This window comes from Vibrio sp. EA2 (assembly GCF_033042495.1).
GTDB lineage: Bacteria > Pseudomonadota > Gammaproteobacteria > Enterobacterales > Vibrionaceae > Vibrio.
On the sequence record NZ_JAWLID010000017.1, the window covers coordinates 33,149 to 55,397 of the forward strand.

Consider the following 22,249-nt stretch of genomic DNA (forward strand, 5'->3'; position numbering starts at 1 on the left):
ATGTGCCACATAAGTCAGGACGGATTTTCCAGCCCAAAATTCTGATGAATGGATTCTAGATTGCAGAATAGGCTAATACTCAACCATACTATTAGAATTATCATCTAAGGATCCTGTTATGGCTACCATATCTGATGCTCAAAAAGCAGTTAACTCAGCCACTCGCATTGAAGAAGATCTATTAGGTCAACGTCATGTCCCTGCCGATGCGTACTACGGTATTCACACCCTACGTGCGATCGAAAACTTCAACATCTCAAATGTAACCATTTCTGACGTACCAGAGTTTGTACGTGGCATGGTGATGACCAAGAAAGCCGCGGCACTCGCAAACAAAGAACTTGGTGCGATTCCAAAAGACGTTGCCAACTACATCATCGAGGCGTGTGATCTGATCCTGGAAACAGGTAAGTGTATGGATCAATTCCCTTCAGACGTATTCCAGGGTGGCGCGGGCACTTCTGTCAACATGAATACCAACGAAGTGATCGCCAACGTTGCTCTTGAGATCATGGGCAAAGAAAAAGGCCAGTACGAATTCGTTAACCCGAATGATCACGTCAACAAAAGTCAGTCTACCAACTGTGCTTACCCTACCGGCTTCCGTATTGCGGTTTACAACAGCGTACATAAGCTGATGGAAGCGATTGAGTATCTGAAAGGTGCATTCGAACTTAAAGCGATTGAGTTCAAAGATGTTCTAAAAATGGGCCGTACTCAATTACAAGACGCTGTGCCAATGACGGTTGGTCAAGAGTTCCACGCTTGGGCGGTAACATTAAACGAAGAAATTCGCGCTTTAGACTACACGTCAAAACTACTATTAGAAATTAACCTGGGTGCGACCGCTATCGGTACAGGCCTGAACACGCCAACAGGTTACCAAGCTCTGTCGGTAAAACACCTTGCAGATGTGACAGGCCTGGATGTGGTTCCTGCGGAAGACCTTATCGAAGCAACGTCAGACTGTGGTGCTTACGTGATGACGCACAGTGCGCTAAAACGCTTGGCTGTGAAACTGTCTAAGATTTGTAACGACCTGCGTCTGCTTTCTTCAGGCCCGCGCGCTGGTCTGAATGAACTTAACCTTCCTGAAATGCAAGCCGGCTCATCTATCATGCCTGCGAAAGTAAACCCAGTAATCCCTGAAGTCGTCAACCAAGTGTGTTTTAAAGTACTGGGTAACGACAACACGGTATCTTTCGCTGCAGAAGGTGGTCAGCTTCAGCTAAACGTAATGGAACCAGTGATCGCGCAAAGCATGTTTGAGTCCATCTCGCTGCTACAAAATGCGTGCATCAATCTGCGTGACAAATGTATCGATGGCATCACGGTGAACAAAGAAATCTGTGAGAACTACGTTTACAACTCCATCGGTATCGTAACCTACCTGAACCCATACATCGGTCACCATGAAGGCGACATCGTCGGTAAGATATGTGCAGAAACTGGTAAGAGTGTTCGTGAAGTCGTGCTAGAACGCGGTCTGCTAACAGAAGAGCAACTTGACGAAATCTTATCGGTGGAAAACTTCATGCATCCCACTTACAAAGCGAAACGCTACGAGTAAGTCATTTCCCATAGGGGCCTTTAGGGCCCCTTTTTAGGGTTCCGTACGGTTAACCACATTTTTTATAAGCTTTTTAATCCTATAGCTCTTCGGCTCTGATTCTCTGAACATTTACTCCTGTTCCTGAGTGTTCAAAAAATCAGAATCTATACAAACTAAAGAGGTATCTATAATGGTCATGGTCGAACTCTTCGTGGTTCTGCTCTTTATCTATTTAGGAGCGAGAATCGGCGGTATCGGCATCGGTTTTGCTGGTGGTGCTGGTGTCATTGCATTATCGTTGATCCTTGGCGTCCCAACTAGCCAGGCTTACATCCCCGTTGATGTCATTTTGATCATCATGTCGGTGATCACCGCGATTGCAGCAATGCAAGTCGCAGGTGGTCTGGACTGGATGGTGCAAGTTGCCGAAAACTTTTTGCGCAAACACCCCGAGCGCATCACCTTCTATGCGCCAATCGTGACATTCCTGATGACACTAATGGCGGGTACTGGTCACACCGCGTTCTCTACTTTGCCGGTCATTGCCGAGGTGGCTAAAGGTCAGGGCGTTCGTCCTTCCCGTCCTTTGTCTATCGCCGTTGTCGCATCGCAAATCGCCATCACAGCGTCTCCAATCTCTGCGGCAGTGGTCGCTTTCGCGGCAATGCTTGCTCCATTTGGCGTCGATTACCTCACTCTACTCGCTGTGTGTATCCCTACAACATTCATCGCGTGTATGGTCGGTGCATTTATTGCGAACTTCATGGGCAGTGAACTAAAAGACGACCCTGAATATCAACATCGTTTAGAAAACGGTCTGATCAAGCTGAGTACTGAAACAAAACGCGAAATTCTACCAACAGCGAAGAAAGCAACATTTATCTTCCTTGGTGCTATCGCATTCGTCGTTTGCTACGCAGCGGCAATCTCTGGCTCGGTGGGTCTTATCGAGAACCCAGCACTGGGTCGTAACGAAGCGATCATGACAGTGATGCTAGCCGCCGCTGCAGCGATTGTGATGAGCTGCAAGATCGACGCGAGCAAAATACCAGCCGCGGCAACATTCCGTTCGGGTATGACGGCTTGTGTGTGTGTACTTGGTGTGGCATGGCTAGGTTCTACGTTCGTTAATGCGCACGTTGATGGCATTAAGGAAATGGCCGGTGCACTACTGGCAGACTACCCATGGATGCTTGCGCTGGTACTTTTCTTTGCTTCTATGCTGCTTTACTCACAAGGCGCAACGACGGTAGCACTGATGCCTGCAGCACTGGCTATCGGTGTCGCACCACTGACTGCAGTCGCGTCATTCGCAGCGGTAAGTGCGCTGTTCGTACTACCAACCTATCCAACACTACTTGCTGCTGTTGAGATGGACGATACTGGTTCAACACGAATTGGTAAGTATGTGTTCAACCACCCGTTCTTCTTACCGGGTGTCGCGACTATTGCTTCAGCGGTAACATTGGGCTTCATCTTCGGTGGTCTGCTGATCTAGCAGAAAAAGAGTCTTACTCGGGGAGCTTCGGCTCCCTTTTTTGTTGCCAGAAATTGAACATTTTGCTTAACAAATATTCACTTTGATGAAACTTATGGCTTAGTCAGCAGGTCTGATTGAGTTACACTTACGGCAATTATCTAAGACGAATTGAACATTTTATGCGTGCATTACTTTCCGTATTACTCTTAGGGTTGATAACCTTTTCTGCACCTTCTCTTGCCCTATTTGGCAAAGACCAGTTTAACGATAGTCAGAACAACAACTTCGGTAATGGCAGCGATCGCTTTGTGCCTGTCGATCAAGCCTTTCCGTTTAATTTTTATCAGCAAGATGACAAGCTGATGCTCGACTGGCAAGTACGTGATGGCTACTACCTGTACCAGGAACGTTTGTCAGTATCAGGAGAGAACGTCACGCTTGGTGAGTTAGACATGGAGCGCGGCACACCATACAACGATGAGTTTTTTGGTGACGTACATATCTACACCATGCCGCTGTTTGTCAATGTACCGCTTTCAAATTGGCAGGAAGGTGCACGTGTAGTCGTGCAGTATCAGGGCTGTGCGAAAGCAGGGTTCTGCTATCCACCGGAAACGCGTGAAATTCCTATCAACGCCTTTACTTCACCGACGGACTCATCAGCAAAAACAGCGATCACTGATTCACAAGCGCCAACGGTAAAACAAACCACACAAGAAGCTACACCAAAAGCAACAAGTACAGCGCCAACAACGCCAGTTACGCAGCAAGACAGTCTGGCTGCAAACCTGGCTGACAGTTGGTGGACCCCACTGCTGTTCTTAGCCTTAGGTGCTGGCCTTGCTTTTACACCCTGCGTACTGCCTATGTACCCGATCCTAACCAGCATTGTGCTAGGAAGCGGGAAACTCAGCCAACGACGCGCACTTGGTCTGTCATTTATCTACGTGCAAGGCATGGCTCTGACTTATACCCTACTTGGTCTGGTTGTAGCTTCTGCCGGTATGCAGTTCCAGGCGGCAATGCAGCACCCGTATGTACTGATTGGTCTAAGTGTCTTATTCATCGCGTTAGCACTGTCAATGTTTGGCCTGTATTCGCTGCAACTACCAAGCAGTGTACAAACCTGGCTCAATAACCTAAGTAATAAGCAACAAGGTGGCAGCGGTGCTGGCGTATTTGCGATGGGGGCGATCTCCGGTTTAGTCTGCTCACCATGTACTACTGCGCCGCTTTCCGGTGCTCTGCTTTACGTGGCGCAAAGTGGCGATCTGTTAACCGGTGGTGTTGCACTGTACGCACTCGCCATGGGGATGGGGATCCCGCTGATTCTAGTTGCAGTATTCGGCAATAAACTGCTGCCGAAGGCGGGTAATTGGATGGATCGCGTTAAAACTCTGTTCGGGTTTATTCTGCTTGCCGCCCCTATCTTCCTGCTTGAACGTCTGTTACCAGAAATGTGGTCGACGATACTGTGGTCTGCACTGGGTTTTGCTGCCTTTGGCTGGCTATACCATGTGAAAAATAGCCTGCAGTTTGGCGGCTGGAAACAGAGTGCCATTGGCATTATTGCCGTTCTTGGCTTATTCGCTTCCGCACAACCTGCGCTGAACTATTGGTTTGGTAACAACGAAACTCATGCTCAGCAAGCCAGTATCAGCTTCACTCGTATTGCGAATGTCGCAGAGCTAGAAGAACAACTGGCACTAGCCAAAGCGGCGGGTAAACCGGTCATGCTCGACTTTTATGCCGACTGGTGTGTGGCATGTAAAGAGTTTGAGAAGTACACCTTCCATGCGCCAAAAGTCGAAGAAAAACTGCGTGGTTTTGTACTACTGCAAGCCGACGTGACCAAAAATCAGGTTCAGGATATCGAATTACTCAAGCACATGAACGTCCTTGGCTTGCCAACGATCGAGTTTTGGAACGATAAAGGCGAGCACGTTTCAAACGCACGTTTAACTGGTTTTATCCAGGCAGAGCCTTTCTTAGAGCACATTAATCAGTTCTGATTAGACAAATTCAAACGCCAGTCATTTCCTGCTGGCGTTTTTATTGCACAAAATTAAAAGATAAAATGATGCTTATATGCATTTTCTCTAATAAAAGTCGATTTGGTTCAGACTTTTAGCGAATAAATATTGTCCACAATCTCAAAGCTGGACAATAATAAATTTAACCAAATAGTCAAAAGTGTTTAACGTCATGGATTCGACCTACACCATCATTATCGCTGATGATCATCCTCTCTTCCGTAATGCTTTGTTCCAATCGGTACATATGGCGGTGAGTGGTGCCAATTTGCTCGAAGCTGACTCACTCGATGCCTTGCTCACGCTATTGGAGAGGGAAGAGGAGCCAGACTTAGTGCTATTGGATCTCAAGATGCCTGGGGCAAATGGTATGTCAGGACTGATTCATCTGCGTGCCGAATACCCAGATCTACCTGTTGTTGTTGTTTCAGCCAGTGAAGAGCCTGCTATCGTGACTCAGGTAAAAAGTCACGGCGCTTTCGGTTTCATTCCTAAATCAAGTGATATGCGTGAGCTTGTTAATGCCATCAATCAGGTACTTAACGGCGACCCGTATTTCCCTGAAGGCCTGATCACTAATAACGCTGCATGCAGCGACTTAGCGGAGAAAATTGCTACGCTGACACCTCAGCAATACAAAGTGTTGGGGATGCTGTCAGATGGCTTGCTCAACAAACAAATCGCTTACGAGCTGAATGTCTCCGAAGCCACCATCAAAGCGCATATGACGGCAATTTTCCGTAAACTGGGCGTGAAGAATCGCACACAAGCCGTCATCATGTTAACGGAAATGAATAGCTAATTTTTACTCTTCTTCCGACAGTTCATCCTGCTCACTAGGCAAGCGTAAGCCTACTTTGGTGACTTGCTGATCAACCACATCAGCAATAATCCAATGTAGCCCTTGCCATTCAAATTGGTCACCCAGAACCGGAGCTGTTCCCAAGTGTTCCTCCACCAGCCTTCTCAAGGTGAAGTCCAGTGACTCCTCGCCAAGGTCTAAGCCATACATCATGGCAACATCGGACAATCTGACTTCAATATCCAAAAAGAAATCACCAAAGAAACGGGTCATTGAGGCTTTTTCTGGTGCTTCACTGAACAGCAGGCTTAGCGCATCCAAATCTTTCTCCTGAGCAAACACACACAAGGTATCGTCTTCTTCAAGCCGGGTGCTACCCGATGGGTGCATCAGCTCCTGATGACGAAAGACAGCCGCAATGCGTGTCCCTTCAGGCATAGACAAACTACGCAGAGGTTCACCGATACACCATTTGTCTGCCTTGAGTTTGTAAACAAACAACTCCCACTCACTGGTCGGGTAAACCTCGACACCAATTCGCGAAACCGGCTCTGGCTTTGAGGGTAATTCTACTTTGGCTAGTGTCATCGCTTTGGTCAGAGTGCCTCCCTGAACAATTAACGAGACCATCACAACGAAAAACGCGAGGTTAAAGTAGAGCTGTGCATCAGGAAGGCCCGCCATCATCGGGAATACCGCCAGAATGATCGGCACAGCGCCACGTAAACCAACCCAGGAGACAAACCACTTTTCGCGTGGCGTAAAACTTTTGAATGGCAACAAGCCTATCCACACTGAAATTGGACGCGCAAACAAAATCATACCGAAGGCAAGTGCTAAGCCGGGTAAGACAATGGCGAGTAAATTGGATGGCGTTACCAGCAAGCCCAGTACTAAGAACATGCCAATTTGCGCTAACCAGGTCATGCCATCCAAGACATGCAGAATCGAGTGGCGGCTACGCGTTGGACGATTACCAAGTAGCAAACCCACCAGGTAAATGGATAGGATGCCGCTGCCACCGAGTGTATTCGATAAGGCAAAAATCAGCAGGCCACCGCTCACGGTCAAAATTGAGTACAAACCATCTGGCAGTTGATTACGGTTAATGATCTTCCACAATACCCAGCCACCAGCGAAACCAAGCAAGGCACCAATACCAAACTGCTTAGCAAAACTCAGGGCTAAAAAGCCAACGCTTAACTCCGCCCCTGAGCTCGATAAAATGGCAATTAAGGTCACGGTCAGAAAGACGGCCATTGGATCGTTGGTGCCGGATTCAATTTCCAGAGTCGAACCCACACGTTCATTGAGACTGCGCCCTTTAAGCAAAGAAAATACCGCCGCCGCATCCGTAGACCCTACAATGGCTCCGACAAGTATGCCTTGCAGTAAGTCCAGATCAAACAACCAGGTTGCCATCAATCCAGTTAAGAGCGTCGTCATTGCCACTCCCAACGTGGCCAATGACACCGATGGCCATAATGCCACCCGGAAACTTGCGACTCTTGTTCTCATGCCACCATCAAGCAATATGATGGCTAAGGCTAAGTTACTGACTAAGTAAGCAATCGAGAAATTATCAAACAGAATTCCGCCTAAGCCGTCTTCCCCTGCCAGCATACCAACGGCAAGAAAGACAAGGAGAATGGGAATACCCAACTTAGAAGAGACAGGGCTAAGAAGAACGCTAAGTGCAATCAGCAATGCACCGACAAGAAAAAAGCTGTTAATGGTGTTTGCGTCCATTCCCCCTCCCAAATATAAAAGTTATCACCAACGTAGGTATCATCGTTAGTCTACCGCTTTATTGTGTCGCAGCGCTCTAGTTAAACGAAAACTTTATGTAAACAAATAACTTGTGGTCACCAGCATAGATTTCACCAAATCAATGAAGAAAAGATAACGCCCGCAAAAATAAATGATGAAAAATGTCATTTCGCATTAGACCTTAGGCTAATTTAACACCGTGTTAACATAGTTAAATTCTATTACAATTCCTTTAAGCGCCCATTCTACGGGCGTTTTTTGATTTTTAAGCCCCGACTAAAGTTGAAAAGAGTTCTTGCCAACACCTTGCTAATGTACATGGTGAAACATTTTTTTAACAACAATACCGATCGTAAGGAGACGGCAATGGCATTTGAAAGTGAAGAAAGAGCCAAAGCCTATTGGGACAAAAACGTGAAGCTCATGATTGGCCTAATGGTCATCTGGTTCGTTGTGTCTTTCGGCTGCGGCATTTTATTTGTCGATGTACTAAATCAATTTCAACTAGGTGGATACAAGCTTGGTTTCTGGTTCGCTCAACAAGGCTCCATCTACGCCTTCCTGGGTATTATTTTCTACTACGCGTGGAAGATGCGCAAAATCGACCGTGAATTCGGCGTAGATGAGTAAGGAGTCACTCAGATGGATTTGAAAACTATTACCTACCTGGTTGTTGGTGCAACCTTCATCCTGTACATCGGGATTGCGATTTGGGCGCGTGCTGGCTCGACCAAAGAGTTCTATGTTGCGGGTGGCGGTGTAAACCCAATCGCGAACGGTATGGCGACAGCAGCAGACTGGATGTCAGCGGCTTCGTTTATTTCGATGGCAGGTCTGATTGCCTTCATGGGATACGGTGGTTCTGTATTCCTCATGGGTTGGACTGGCGGTTACGTGCTGCTTGCTCTGCTTCTTGCTCCTTACCTACGTAAGTTCGGTAAATTTACTGTGCCAGAGTTTGTCGGTGAGCGTTTCTACTCCAAGACGGCTCGTATCGTAGCGGTTATCTGTCTGATCATCGCATCGGTAACTTACGTTATCGGTCAGATGAAAGGCGTTGGCGTTGCATTCGGTCGTTTCCTGGAAGTTGATTACTCAACGGGTCTACTGATCGGTATGTGTATCGTATTCATGTACGCTGTACTTGGCGGCATGAAAGGGATTACTTACACGCAGATTGCTCAATATTGCGTACTCATTCTTGCTTACACTATCCCAGCAATCTTTATCTCTCTGCAATTAACTGGTAACCCAATTCCTCAGATCGGTCTTGGTAGTACGATGGCGGGAACCGACGTCTATCTACTCGATCGGCTCGATCAGGTGGTGACCGAACTCGGCTTTAGTGAATATACCACCCAGGTTCGTGGTGATACGCTAAACATGTTCGTTTACACCATGTCACTGATGATCGGTACAGCGGGTCTGCCACACGTAATCATCCGTTTCTTTACGGTACCTAAGGTTCGTGACGCACGTACATCTGCAGGTTGGGCACTCATTTTCATTGCTATTCTTTACACTACTGCTCCAGCAGTATCAGCAATGGCACGTCTAAACCTTATGAATACGGTTAACCCTGCGCCTGGTCAGCATCTTGTTTATGACGAGCGTCCAGCTTGGTTCAAAAACTGGGAAACTACAGGCCTACTAGGTTTTGACGATAAAAACGGTGACGGCAACATCCAATACACTTCAGATGCGGCGACTAACGAGCTACGTGTAGATAACGACATCATGGTACTGGCAAACCCAGAGATTGCTAAGCTACCAAACTGGGTAATCGCATTGGTTGCGGCAGGTGGCCTGGCGGCTGCGCTATCAACCGCTGCGGGTCTGTTGTTGGCCATATCGTCGGCAATTTCCCATGACTTAATCAAGGGGGTTATCAACCCTAACATCTCAGAGAAGAAAGAGCTGCTTGCCAGCCGGATTTCCATGGCGGTGGCAATCGCTGCAGCTGGTTATCTAGGTTTAAATCCGCCTGGGTTTGCAGCAGGTACCGTTGCACTGGCCTTTGGTCTGGCGGCATCCTCTATCTTCCCGGCCTTGATGATGGGTATCTTCAGTAAAAGCATCAATAAAGAAGGCGCAATCGCAGGTATGATTGCAGGTATCAGTATCACTCTATTCTACGTATTCCAGCACAAAGGCATCCTGTTTGTCGCTGATTGGAAATACCTGGAAAGCTGGGGTAGCAACTGGTTCCTAGGCATTGAGCCTAACGCGTTTGGTGCAATTGGTGCAGTCTTCAACTTTGTTGTAGCGTTCGCAGTATCGAGAGTCACTGCAGAAACGCCTCAAGAAGTGAAAGATCTGGTTGAGCACGTTCGTGTACCAGTTGGTGCAGGCGATGCTGTAGATCACTAATTATAATAACAACCTTAAAGCCCCGTCTGGAAACACCTGTCCGGGGCTTTTTTATTCTAAGTTTTCAGTTACTATTTCCAAGTCTGTCGTTGCAAGGAAGCCAAGATGTTCAAAAACAAGCACTTAATTATCGCCCTGTTGATCGCTCCGATCCTATCGTTAATTGCCTACTTCGGTACCGATATGGCATTAAGTGAAAAACCTCATGCCGCGAAAGAAGGTGAAAGTTACAAATTGGCCAGCAAGTCAAATTGTCGCTACACCAGTGGTCTGTGTGATATGGAAAATGGCGATTTTAAAGTGAAGTTTCGCTCTGAGAAGCTAACGAAAGACCGTTTAGAACTGTCTCTGAATGCCGCTTATCCGCTGGAAGGCGTAAAAGTTTCTGTGGTTGCTAACCAGGAAAAAAACGCTAAGCCAATCGATATGAAGCCTGCCGATCAAGCAGGTAAAAACTGGTACATCAGCCTGCCTAAGCCAAAGTCAGCAGAAAGTTGGTTAAGAGTGGTGATTCAGTCGGAAGGAACACTCTATTACGGCGAGACGCAAACAGCGTTCGTGAAATACGAAACGTTGTTTACGGAATAACTGAATTCAAGAACAAAAAGAAAGCTGAGCTTAATTGTAGGGATATAGCTCACTTGCTCCAAGCCGATGCTGCATTCATGCATCGGCTTTTTTGTCCTCAAAATCCTCATAAATAACCTATGGTTGATAAAAGACCTAGGATTGAGAATTAAAGGAGCAAGTCATGACCCGCGACTTTCGTATTGAAACCGACAGCATGGGGGAAGTAAAAGTCCCAGCCGATGCTCTCTATCAAGCTCAAACCCAGCGTGCCGTCGATAATTTTTCTATCAGTAAACACACCATGCCTCAGGGTTTTATCCACGCCCTAGCGTATATCAAACAAACCGCCGCGCTCACCAATGCACAACTGGGTTTGCTCGACGGGGATATTGCTAATTCGATCGCTGATGCGGCACAAACCATCATTGATGGACAGAATCTTGAGCAGTTTCCAATCGATGTTTTTCAAACCGGGTCTGGCACCAGCTCAAATATGAATGCCAACGAGGTGATCGCGACTCTGGCTTCCAAGGCCCTTGGTGATAGCGTAAGTCCAAATGATCACGTCAATATGGGCCAAAGCAGTAACGATGTGGTGCCAACTGCGATTCAGGTCAGCGTAGCACTATCGATCGAAAAACAGTTGCTCCCAGCGCTAGACCATCTTATCCAGACACTCAGTATTAAACAGAAAGCATTGAAAGATGTGATCAAAACCGGACGAACTCACCTGATGGACGCAATGCCAGTTACCTTCGCACAGGAGCTCGGAGGCTGGCAGTTTCAGATTAAGCATGCCAAACAAGCTATTGAACATACTCTGCCTACATTAAAAGCGTTAGCACAAGGTGGCACCGCCGTGGGTACAGGGATCAATGCCGATCCCCGTTTTGCCGCCCTATTCGCGGATAACCTATCTCAGTCCACAAAAGTGGCATTTTCATCCAGCCAGAATTTCTTTTTTAATCTCAGCAGTCAGGATGCGATCGTGGCAGTCTCCGGACAGCTCAAAACCGCAGCAGTTGCGATCCTGAAGATCGCCAACGATCTTCGCTGGATGAATTCCGGTCCACTCGCAGGGTTGGGAGAAATCGAATTACAGGGATTACAGCCGGGCTCCTCCATCATGCCGGGAAAAGTAAATCCTGTGATTCCAGAAGCCGCGGCCATGGCCTGTGCTCAGGTGATTGGCAATGACACCACGGTTACCATTGCAGGTCAGTCAGGCAATTTCCAACTCAATGTGATGTTGCCTGTGATTGCGCATAATGTACTGGAAAGTGTTGACCTACTGTCGAATAGCACCACAGCGCTGGCAGACAAAGCCATTGCAACGTTTGCGGTTAGGCAAGACAACCTCGATGTAGCATTAGCCAAGAACCCGATTCTGGTGACTGCACTTAACCCGGTGATCGGTTACTTAAAAGCCGCTGAAATAGCGAAGAAAGCCTATAAACAAGGACGCGCGATCATTGATGTCGCAGAAGAGGAAACCGACTTAGATCGCGCGACGCTGGAGAAATTGCTGAACCCAGCAACGCTGACACAAGGTGGGGTAGCCAAATAAGCTATCGACCTGGTAACCAAAAAAGAAGCCTATATACGGAATAATACCGTTCGTTTGACAACGAGCAATATACCCCCAGCCTATAGTAATCCTGAAAAGCGACGAAGGAGCGTGATTCAGGATCTTCTATCCGGGCACTTTGTTATTAAAGAGTTTTTCTATCTTCTCAGCACGCAGATATTAGATTCCTAGTCTCGCTAGAGCTCGCTGGAATGACCCTATAAAGCTCGTTAAGCAACTGATATTTCTCTATATGGAGACCTCGGTTTATAGGTACTCAGCACTAAGCGACTCGATTTAGCACCGAACGTAATTTCAATGGTTTGACTGGTTTGGCGATGAAACCGAATCCATTTGCCTTAATGCCATCGAGCATATCGTCCGTCCGGTCCGCACTGATGATGACACCTTCAAAGCTATTACCTAAGCGGAGGCGGCACTGTTGCAATACTTCTAATCCCGTGCGTCCGTTATCCAATCGATAATCTGAGAAAATCACATCGGGCACCCAGCCATCATCCAGCGCTTGCAGACTTTCTACCAAGTCGGTGGCCAGTCGAGTATCGCATCCCCAGCGTGACAATAAGTTTTCCATGCCAACCAAAATATCAGGCTCATTATCGACACAAAGAATTTTCAGGTGACAAAGCTCAGACTGAGTACTGCTTGGCATCTTCACTGTGTTAAGCGCCTTCACGCTTTCGGCTCTGTCGAGCGTGATCGAGAAAACACTGCCTTTGCCATGCCAGGAACGCATCGAGATTTCATGTCCCAGCACCTGTGCGATACCTTTCGATATAGCAAGACCGAGTCCTAAGCCCTGATCCGAACGCACCTGAGAACCTCGGTTAAACTCTTCAAAGATCTCTTGCTGTTTCTCTTCCTCAATGCCCATGCCATTGTCCCAAACATCAATACGCACACGTCCTTTAACACGGCGAACACCCAAAGCGACTTTGCCATTTGGGCTGTAGCGGAACGCATTAGTGAGAAAGTTTTGCACCACCCGGCGCAGGAGTTTGGGGTCAGAATTCACCGTCAGCGAGGAAGGGATCATGGTGAACTCAATCCCCTGTTGTTTCGCCAATGCACTAAACTCGGCATTTAAATTTGCCAGCACGTCGTTAACGGCAAAACCACATATGTGCACTTCAAGCTTGCCCGACTCAAGACGGGAAATATCCAGCAAATCGCCAATCAAATCTTCTGCGGCTCCGAGCGCGCTTTCGATATGAGCAGAGAGCTTTTTCGCCTCATCGTCTTTGGCCACCTCAGAAAGCGAAGATGCAAATAACCTGGCAGCATTAAGGGGCTGCATCAGGTCATGACTCACCGCGGCTAAGAAGCGTGATTTCGACTTAGACTCTAAATCTGAACGTTGTGTCGCCTCCACCAGCTGTTTGTTGAGCTGCTCTAGTTCGCGGGTCCGAAGTCGTACACGTTCCTCAAGCGTCTCGTTCGCCTCTTTGAGTGCCTGCTCGGCATCGCGGAACACGGTGATGTCGGTAAAACTCATTACAAAACCACCACCCGGCATCGGATTGCCCTGTACTTCAATCACTCGTCCGTCAGGACGAACACGCGAAGAGGTATGTCGAGTCCCTTGCTCAAGATGGTAAACCCGTCGACGAACATGGTCATCTGGATCACCTGGGCCACATAGCCCTTGCTCCGCATTGTGGCGAATCACATCCGCGATCGGACGGCCCACCTGAATTAACCCGGGAGGAAATTCAAATAACTCGAGATAACGTTGGTTCCAAGCCACCAGCCGCAATTGTTTATCAACCACAGCGATACCTTGCCCGATGTGCTCAATCGCCCCTTGCAGTAGTCCTCGGCTGAAGTCGTAAAGTTCAGAAGCTTCATCGACGATGGTCGCCACTTCTTCGAGCTGCATGTTTCTTCCCTGCAAAGCAGAAGTAAGTACTAACTTTGCAGAAGATGCGCCAAAGACCCCGGCGAGCACACGTTCTGTGTGTCGTATCAATGAAGACGGTGCTTGTTGGTTCGGCATCAGCTCTTCACGTTGCTGGCTCCAGTAAGCCTGAAACGCAACTTTAACGCGTGAACGCCCAACAAAACGAGACGCAAGCATCTCCAGTTCAGCCACCGTCACGCGGCTCTGGTAAAGGCTCATATTTTCGCTTTCAGGCAACGGTGTACCAATAAACGAAGCCGATTGTAAGCGCTCACTTAGGCTTGGACGAGTAATCAGAGAAACGACGACAAAACAGGCGGTATTGGCCGCAACACTGAGAATCATTCCCCAGTCAGAGATCGCAATATCAAACTGGGTTAGCATCTCTGGTGGCGTAATAAGCCAAATCAAAAAGTTACTGCTGGCGTTACCCGCCAGCATGTCGGTTTGGCTCATCAGAGTGATCAGCCAAATGGTAAAACCAACCGCAAGACCGACATAAACGCCCTTTTTGTTTCCCTGACGCCAATACATCCCGCCAATCAGGGCCGGAGCAAATTGGGTGATCGCTGCAAACGAGAGAAAACCTATCGCAGAGAGTGAGTGAATACTATCAAGTGCCTGGTAGAAGCCCCACGCACCAATCAAAAGAAGCAGAATAAGAGCACGACGGATACGCAGCAGCAACTGAGAAAAGTGCTGATGATTACGTTGTGAAAGACGCATGCGGCGCAGAAGCAGTGGCATCGCTAAATCATTCGACACCATAATGGCTAACGCAATAGTCGAGACGATTACCATTCCACTCGCCGCTGATGTACCACCAAGGAACGCCAGTAAAGCGATCTCACTGGCACCTACCGCCATCGGCACGCTGATCACATAGGTGTCTGGCGACGCACCACTCAACAATCCTTGCCCTACCCACGCAATCGGCAGTACAAAAATGCCCATTAAGATCAGATAAACCGGGAACAACCAGCGGGCAACATGCAGATCCTGAGCACGCTCGTTTTCGACCACCATGGTATGAAATTGACGCGGTAAACAAACGATCGCCAGCATGGTGAGTACGGTATGAATCAGCATGGTCGGAATATTTGGCGGCTGATAGGTTTCCGTCGCCACATCTATCAGACTGAGGTTTTCTGCGCTCATCGCCAGCCAGACAATAAACACACCAACGACTAAAAACGCCATTAGCTTGATAACCGACTCAAAGGCAATCGCCATCATCATGCCCCGGTGGTGCTCGGTATTATCGATATGACGCGTACCGAACAAGATGGTAAAGATAGCCAGTGCCATCACCACAAACCATGAGACACTGTCGTTCTCATAACCGAAGTCAGAAGCCAACTCAGGCGCAATGATTTCCAGCCCCATGGTGATACCACGCAACTGCAATGCGATATAAGGCAAGATCCCCGCAACAGCAATCAGCGTTACCGCAACCGCCAGCCCCTGCGATTTCCCGTAACGAGCACCAATGAAATCAGCAATAGAGGTAATGTGTTCGCGCTTGGCGATCAGAATCAGTCGCGCGAGTACCCGCCAACCAAGGGTGAAGACCAGAATCGGAGCAATGTAGATTGGGAGAAAAGACCAGGGATTGCTGCTCGCCTGGCCCACAGTGCCGTAGAAGGTCCAGGAGGTACAGTACACAGCAATAGACAAACTGTAGATCCAAGGTCGCCACTTAGCCAGCCACCGGCGCTGATTGTCTCCGTACCACGCGATTATAAATAGGGCGCCCAAATACGCTAAAGAAACGGGAACCACCAGCCATCCTTGCATCCGATATCCTTTCTGACCTTGCTTACAACAAACAAAAACCTCTCCGCTAGGGAGAGGTTTCATTTAACACTGCTTTCACAACAGAGACAAAGATTAGTTTTTAACCTCTGTCACAGAAGTCTAATTCTGTGTTTCAAGCGCTTTGTCAGATAAGTCAATCACATGCTGGGCAGGCTCTTGCGGATCCAGCTTAATGAACAAGGCAATCAATCCCATCGCTGCCATACCCAAGAATACCAGCGACCCCCAATGCTCATAAGCCCAACCACTAAGAACGGTCATCAGGGCAGTAAACGCCCCAAGCGCTATCGCGTTGTATAACGCCTGCAAGGCAACCATTTTATTCTCAGAAGCGTTTTGAATGTATTGGATTGCGGCAATGTGTGCGGCCGCAAACGTCACACCATGCAATAACTGAACGATAACCAGAGCAAAAATTGACGTTGTGCCTGCTGTGATCCCCCAGCGCATCATCACGCCACAAGCCGCAATGACAAACAGGGTACGCAACGACCGGCCCGCAAACAGGCGCTTGCTGAGTGCAAATACGGCTACCTCCGCCGCCACCCCTAAACTCCAAAGATAGCCAATCACATCTTCAGAGTGACCAGCCGATTTCCAGTGGATAGCGCTAAAGCCGTAATAGGCGGCATGACTACCCTGAATGAGCGATACCAAGACTAAAAACTTAATAACAGACTTCTCCGTTAACAGCGAAGACAACTTAGGGCGTTCTGCATGTTGATCACGGAGAGTTACTGGCATCGGGCTAGTCATACGCATCGCAAACGACAAAGCGATAAATAAGCCGATCATCGCTGTGTAGAGAATCATATCTGCATCAAACTTAGCGACTAAGTAACCAACCACGGTAGAACCAGCGATAAACGCGATAGAACCCCATAAACGTGAACGCCCGTAGTCGAGCACTTTTAAACGCGCATAGTAATTCGCCATCGCATCAGAGAGCGGGATAATTGGTCCACAACATAGGTTAAACAATACGGTTGCCAACGCCATTAACCAAAAGTTACCGCCGGTGAAAAAATGGAATCCAACAAAAATAAGACCAGCGAAACTTAGCCAACGTAAGGCGGGCATCAAGAGCTCTACTTTATGAATCCGCGGGGTTATCACTAAGTTCGCCACACAACGTGTTGCCAGGCCTAAACCAACTAGCAAGCCAATATCGGTTGGCGTAACGCCCTGCTCTTTAAACCACAACGACCAAAATGGCAGATAGACGCCATACGCAAAAAAGAATCCGAGAAAGTACTGGGATATCCAGCCATACGGAGAAGGTTTTAGCATTATTATTTTCCTAAAAAGGGAACACCAACGTTATGAGCGTGGATTATGGATCGCTATGCAGAGCAGAAAAAGGGAAGAATCGGCAACTTACCGTTTCCTCGATGGAATACAAAGTATTAAAAATTAAAAAGCTTGGCTTTCAATGTTCTGAATTTAGACCAAAGTCGTCTGGCTAATAGAAAGAAATTTGTCAGACTTAGAATGTGTTCCTTTCCATTTTAGGGTTCCTTATGCCTGATAAATTCAATATGCATTCTCCACCATTCGACCGCCTGACCAGCAAGCAACAAGCGCGACTGCGTTCGTCACTTGATGTGGCCTACTATCGAACTCGAGATGTGATTTTATCTTGTGGGCAGACCAATCCTCATTTGCATATTTTGATCAAAGGTGCCGTGGAAGAGCGCTCTAAAGATCAGAGCGAAGTTTTCGCCCACTATGCCAACGACGATATGTTTGATGTGCGCTCCCTATTTGAAGAAAACGTACGCCATCAGTATGTGGCGCTTGAAGATACCCTGTCCTACTTGTTACCAAAAGAGGTGTTTCTGGAGCTCTATAACGAGAATGGACAATTCGCGGCGTACTTCGATAACAACTTATCCAAACGACAGGCATTAATCGAAGCGGCGCAGCAACAACAGAACCTGGCTGAGTTTATTCTGACCAAAGTCGACAAGGGTATCTATCACCCACCGATGATCCTGAAACCCGAAATGCCTATCAATGAGGTAACCAAAACCTTAAAAGAAAATGGCATTGATGCCGCCTTAGTTGAGCTGAATCCAGACGACCCTCGCCTGGAAAAATCCCCCTCCGAACACCCCTACGCCATTGTCACGCGGACGAATATGCTTCACTCGGTGATGTTAGATGATCGCGCCGTTGATACACCAGTGGGCGAGATAGCCACCTTCCCGGTTTATCATGTCGATGAAGGCGACTTCTTGTTTAACGCCATGATTACGATGACGCGTAACCGGATGAAACGACTCATGGTCTGCGATGGTAACCAAGCGATAGGCATGTTGGATATGACGCAAATCCTCAGTGCTTTCTCTACCCACTCGCATGTACTCACGCTCAGTATCGCCAGAGCCAGCAGTGTCGAAGAGCTTGCCCTTGCGTCCAACCGACAACGCCAGTTAGTTGAAAGTCTGGTGAGGAACGGCATTCGCACCCGCTTCATCATGGAGCTGATTTCAGCCGTCAACGAGCAAATCATAGAGAAAGCTTTTGAGTTAGTGGTGCCACCTGCGCTCCACGACCACTGCTGTCTGATTGTTTTAGGTTCAGAAGGCCGGGGAGAACAAATTCTCAAAACCGATCAGGACAACGCCCTGATCATTAAAGACGGTTTGGAGTGGTCGCACAGTGAACAGGTGATGCAATCATTCACTCACACGCTTCAGCAATTGGGTTATCCGCTCTGCCCCGGAAAAGTCATGGTCAACAATCCCAAATGGGTCAAGTCTCAATCGGAGTGGATTCGAACCCTCGACAATTGGATTGCAAAGGCACAGCCAGAACAAATCATGGACTTAGCCATCTTTAGTGATGCACAAGCCGTAGCAGGTAACCGAGAGTTACTCACGCCCGTCGCTAATCATCTAAGGGACACAATGAAAGATCGCATGCTGATTTTGTCTGACTTCACCCGACCAGCGCTGCAATTTTCAGTGCCACTCACGCTGTTTGGTAACGTAAAAAGTGCCAAAGATGGCTTGGATATCAAACGAGGCGGTATTTTCCCAATAGTGCACGGCATCCGAACTCTGTCTCTTGAATATGCCATTGAAGAAAAAAATACCTTTGCCCGTATAGAAGCCTTGAGAAACAAGCGAATTTTAGAGCCAGAAACGGCGGATAATTTAAACGAAGCACTCAAGTTGTTCTTTAAGCTGCGTCTCAATCAGCAGCTGAATCAACAAGAGGCGTTGAATAATATCGACATTAAACAACTCGACCGTACAGAGCGAGACTTACTGCGTCATGGCCTGCATGTAGTGAAAAAGTTTCAGCAGTTTTTAGGCTTCCACTATCAAATACGTGATTAAACCCGGTTAGTCGTACAAGAGGTATCTGGGATGAATTGGCTACAACGAAAATATTGGCACCATAAACTGAAAGGCTCGCCTTATCAGTCGCTATTTTGTGCGCCAGATAAAACCGAGTTGGTTTCTCTCGACTGCGAAACCACCAGCCTCGATCCCAATAGAGCTGAGCTTGTTACCATCGCAGCAACCAAGATCATTGATAATCGCATCATCACTAGCCAGCCTTTTGAAGTGCATCTACGGGCACCACAGTCTCTCGATTCCGGCTCAGTGAAAATTCATAAGATTCGCCATCAGGATTTAGTCGACGGCATCAGCGAAAAGGATGCACTATTGAAGCTCATCGACTTTATCGGCAATCGACCGTTAGTCGGCTACCACATTCGCTACGACAAAAAAATCTTAGATCTCGCCTGTCAAAGACATCTCGGGTTCCCTCTGCCTAACCCTTTGATTGAGGTGAGCCAAATATATCACGACAAGCTAGAGCGACATTTACCCAATGCCTATTTCGACTTAAGTCTGGAGGCCATTTGCAAGCATCTAGAGCTGCCGATTCAAGACAAGCATGACGCCTTGCAAGATGCGATATCCGCTGCATTGGTCTTTGTGCGTTTAACCAAAGGTGATTTACCGAGTCTGAGCGTGCCATACACATAATTCCTGTTGACCTGGCTCCCATAATTACTTTTATTTCAATCCTTTTTCGGTAGATCCCTCTCTATCATCCTAAAGTCTAATTGTGGAAATACGCGCTGTGACTGACAGTTATAAGCACAAGGTCGTTCTTGCAACGGCTGACTGTTTAAAACAAATACCCGTTCGATTCATTCTGCTGTCAGATAATCAGCGTATTCATTGAACGAGTAACAGCAACAGCCCTACAAAGTAAAGATTCAAAGTCTTATGTAGATTGGTGTAAGGCCGAGAAATAAAGGCACAAGGAGAGAAGCCATGAGCGAAGCCCACGTTTATCCGGTAAAAGAAAATATTAAAACTCATACACATGCGGATAATGATACCTACCTAGCCATGTATCAGCAGTCGGTAACCGATCCAGAGGGCTTCTGGAACGAGCACGGCAAAATCGTTGATTGGATTAAACCTTTCACCAAAGTAAAAAGCACTTCTTTCGATACCGGTCATGTCGACATTCGCTGGTTTGAAGACGGTACACTAAATGTCTCAGCAAACTGTATCGACCGCCACCTGGCAGAACACGGTGACGACGTTGCAATCATCTGGGAAGGCGATGACCCTGCAGACGATAAAACGCTGACCTTTAACGAGCTGCACAAAGAAGTATGTCAATTCTCAAACGCACTGAAAGAACAGGGCGTACGCAAAGGCGACGTGGTTTGTCTTTACATGCCAATGGTACCTGAAGCAGCCATCGCAATGCTGGCATGTACTCGTATCGGCGCTGTACATACCGTCGTGTTCGGTGGTTTCTCACCGGAAGCGCTATCTGGCCGTATCATTGACTCAGACGCTAAAGTCGTGATCACTGCCGACGAAGGCGTTCGTGGTGGACGTGCGGTTCCGCTGAAAAAGAACGTGGATGAAGCACTGACTAACCCAGACGTAAAAACCATCAGTAAAGTGTTGGTTCTTAAGCGTACTGGTGGCGACGTTGAATGGCACGATCACCGTGATGTTTGGTGGCACGAAGCAACAGCAAACGTGTCTGACGTTTGCCCACCAGAAGAGATGAAAGCTGAAGACCCACTGTTCATCCTTTACACCTCAGGCTCTACTGGTAAACCTAAAGGCGTACTGCATACCACAGGTGGTTACCTAGTCTACGCGGCTATGACATTTAAGTACGTCTTCGACTACCAGCCAGGCGAAACCTTCTGGTGTACGGCTGACGTGGGTTGGATTACTGGTCACACTTACCTTATCTACGGTCCACTAGCGAACGGCGCTAAGACTATCTTGTTCGAAGGTGTGCCAAACTACCCAAGCACAAGCCGCATGAGTGAAGTGGTTGATAAGCATCAAGTGAACATCCTTTACACCGCGCCAACTGCAATTCGTGCGCTAATGGCAAAAGGTGATGAAGCGGTGGCAGGCACTTCTCGTTCAAGTCTTCGCATCATGGGTTCCGTAGGTGAACCAATCAACCCAGAAGCATGGGAGTGGTATTACAAAACGATTGGTAACGAGAATTCTCCGATCGTCGATACTTGGTGGCAAACTGAAACCGGCGGCATCTTAATCGCACCACTACCAGGAGCAACGGATCTAAAACCAGGCTCAGCGACCCGTCCATTCTTCGGCGTACAACCTGCGCTTGTCGATAACATGGGTAACATTATTGAAGGGGCAACGGAAGGCAACCTTGTGATTCTTGATTCGTGGCCAGGTCAGATGCGTACGGTTTATGGCGACCATGAACGCTTCGAACAAACTTACTTCTCAACCTTCAAGGGTATGTACTTCACCAGTGATGGTGCTCGTCGTGACGAAGATGGCTACTACTGGATCACAGGTCGTGTGGATGACGTATTGAACGTATCGGGACACCGTATGGGGACTGCTGAGATTGAGTCAGCATTGGTAGCGCACCACAAGATTGCGGAAGCAGCCATTGTCGGTATCCCACATGACATCAAAGGTCAGGCTATCTACGCTTACATCACACTGAATGATGGTGAGTACCCATCAGCGGAACTGCACAAAGAAGTGAAAGACTGGGTACGCAAAGAGATTGGTCCAATTGCCACACCAGATGTGTTGCACTGGACAGACTCTCTGCCTAAGACTCGCTCTGGTAAAATCATGCGTCGAATTCTGCGTAAGATTGCCACCGGTGATACCAGCAACCTGGGTGACACCTCAACGCTTGCAGACCCTAGCGTAGTCGACAAACTCATCGCTGAGAAAGCCGAGCTGGTATAAGCTAACTCGCCAATATTAAACGCATAAATGAAAACCGCCACTTTGATGGCGGTTTTTTTGCTTTGGGGCGCAGTTAGCCACATTCTTGATAGGGTTGTCAGGTTATTTTTGTTAA

At 47.8% G+C, this 22,249-nt stretch carries 14 protein-coding genes; 11 read left to right on the forward strand and 3 right to left on the reverse strand.

Annotation, left to right across the window (positions count from 1 at the left end; all coding sequences use genetic code 11):
* The first annotated feature begins 118 nt into the window (after positions 1 to 118).
* The 4 genes from aspA (at position 119) to RXX31_RS21730 (ending at position 5,867) form a co-directional block, all read left to right on the forward strand.
* Complete coding sequence (aspA, locus tag RXX31_RS21715) at positions 119 to 1,570, forward strand: aspartate ammonia-lyase (protein WP_317591759.1); 1,452 nt, start codon at positions 119 to 121, stop codon at positions 1,568 to 1,570.
* 172 nt (positions 1,571 to 1,742) lie between these two features.
* Complete coding sequence (locus tag RXX31_RS21720) at positions 1,743 to 3,050, forward strand: anaerobic C4-dicarboxylate transporter (RefSeq protein WP_317591760.1); 1,308 nt, start codon at positions 1,743 to 1,745, stop codon at positions 3,048 to 3,050.
* A 161-nt stretch (positions 3,051 to 3,211) separates the two neighbouring features.
* Positions 3,212 to 5,044: a protein-disulfide reductase DsbD gene (locus tag RXX31_RS21725; protein ID WP_317591761.1), complete on the forward strand. Its 1,833-nt coding sequence runs from the start codon at positions 3,212 to 3,214 to the stop codon at positions 5,042 to 5,044.
* Positions 5,045 to 5,237: 193 nt separating this feature from the next.
* Positions 5,238 to 5,867 carry a response regulator transcription factor gene (locus tag RXX31_RS21730; RefSeq protein WP_317591762.1) on the forward strand — a complete coding sequence of 210 codons (630 nt, stop codon included), beginning with the start codon at positions 5,238 to 5,240 and terminating at the stop codon, positions 5,865 to 5,867.
* A gap of 3 nt (positions 5,868 to 5,870) precedes the next feature.
* On the opposite strand, the gene RXX31_RS21735 is transcribed toward RXX31_RS21730, so the two are convergent.
* On the reverse strand, positions 5,871 to 7,616 hold the full coding sequence (locus RXX31_RS21735; RefSeq protein ID WP_317591763.1) for a potassium/proton antiporter: 1,746 nt from the start codon (positions 7,614 to 7,616) through the stop codon (positions 5,871 to 5,873).
* Positions 7,617 to 8,003: 387 nt separating this feature from the next.
* Between RXX31_RS21735 and RXX31_RS21740 the strand changes: the two genes are divergently transcribed.
* The 4 genes from RXX31_RS21740 (at position 8,004) to RXX31_RS21755 (ending at position 12,144) form a co-directional block, all read left to right on the forward strand.
* Entirely contained in the window at positions 8,004 to 8,267 is a 264-nt protein-coding gene (locus RXX31_RS21740) for a DUF4212 domain-containing protein (protein WP_014233250.1), read from the forward strand.
* A gap of 12 nt (positions 8,268 to 8,279) precedes the next feature.
* Positions 8,280 to 10,007, forward strand: coding sequence for a sodium:solute symporter family protein (locus RXX31_RS21745; RefSeq protein WP_317591764.1), 1,728 nt, complete (start codon positions 8,280 to 8,282; stop codon positions 10,005 to 10,007).
* Between the two features lie 105 nt (positions 10,008 to 10,112).
* The gene (locus RXX31_RS21750) at positions 10,113 to 10,595 is read left to right on the forward strand and encodes a hypothetical protein (protein WP_317591765.1); all 483 of its coding nucleotides are present in this window, start codon (positions 10,113 to 10,115) and stop codon (positions 10,593 to 10,595) included.
* Positions 10,596 to 10,758: 163 nt separating this feature from the next.
* Positions 10,759 to 12,144, forward strand: coding sequence for a class II fumarate hydratase (locus tag RXX31_RS21755; RefSeq protein WP_317591766.1), 1,386 nt, complete (start codon positions 10,759 to 10,761; stop codon positions 12,142 to 12,144).
* A gap of 283 nt (positions 12,145 to 12,427) precedes the next feature.
* Here RXX31_RS21755 and RXX31_RS21760 read toward each other — a convergent pair whose 3' ends face one another.
* Positions 12,428 to 15,862, reverse strand: a complete 3,435-nt coding sequence (locus RXX31_RS21760; RefSeq protein ID WP_317591767.1) for a PAS domain-containing hybrid sensor histidine kinase/response regulator — start codon at positions 15,860 to 15,862, stop codon at positions 12,428 to 12,430.
* 120 nt (positions 15,863 to 15,982) lie between these two features.
* Positions 15,983 to 17,173, reverse strand: coding sequence for a 3-phenylpropionate MFS transporter (locus RXX31_RS21765; protein WP_317591768.1), 1,191 nt, complete (start codon positions 17,171 to 17,173; stop codon positions 15,983 to 15,985).
* 230 nt (positions 17,174 to 17,403) lie between these two features.
* Here RXX31_RS21765 and RXX31_RS21770 point away from each other — a divergent pair, with 230 nt between their 5' ends.
* The 3 genes from RXX31_RS21770 to acs all read left to right on the forward strand — a co-directional run bounded on the left by RXX31_RS21770 (position 17,404) and on the right by acs (position 22,134).
* The gene (locus RXX31_RS21770) at positions 17,404 to 19,230 is read left to right on the forward strand and encodes a DUF294 nucleotidyltransferase-like domain-containing protein (RefSeq protein WP_317591769.1); all 1,827 of its coding nucleotides are present in this window, start codon (positions 17,404 to 17,406) and stop codon (positions 19,228 to 19,230) included.
* Between the two features lie 30 nt (positions 19,231 to 19,260).
* Positions 19,261 to 19,890 (forward strand): 3'-5' exonuclease, encoded by a 630-nt coding sequence (locus tag RXX31_RS21775; protein WP_317591770.1) that lies wholly within the window; start codon positions 19,261 to 19,263, stop codon positions 19,888 to 19,890.
* A gap of 294 nt (positions 19,891 to 20,184) precedes the next feature.
* The gene (gene acs, locus RXX31_RS21780; RefSeq protein ID WP_317591771.1) at positions 20,185 to 22,134 is read left to right on the forward strand and encodes an acetate--CoA ligase; all 1,950 of its coding nucleotides are present in this window, start codon (positions 20,185 to 20,187) and stop codon (positions 22,132 to 22,134) included.
* The last annotated feature ends 115 nt before the right edge of the window (positions 22,135 to 22,249 follow it).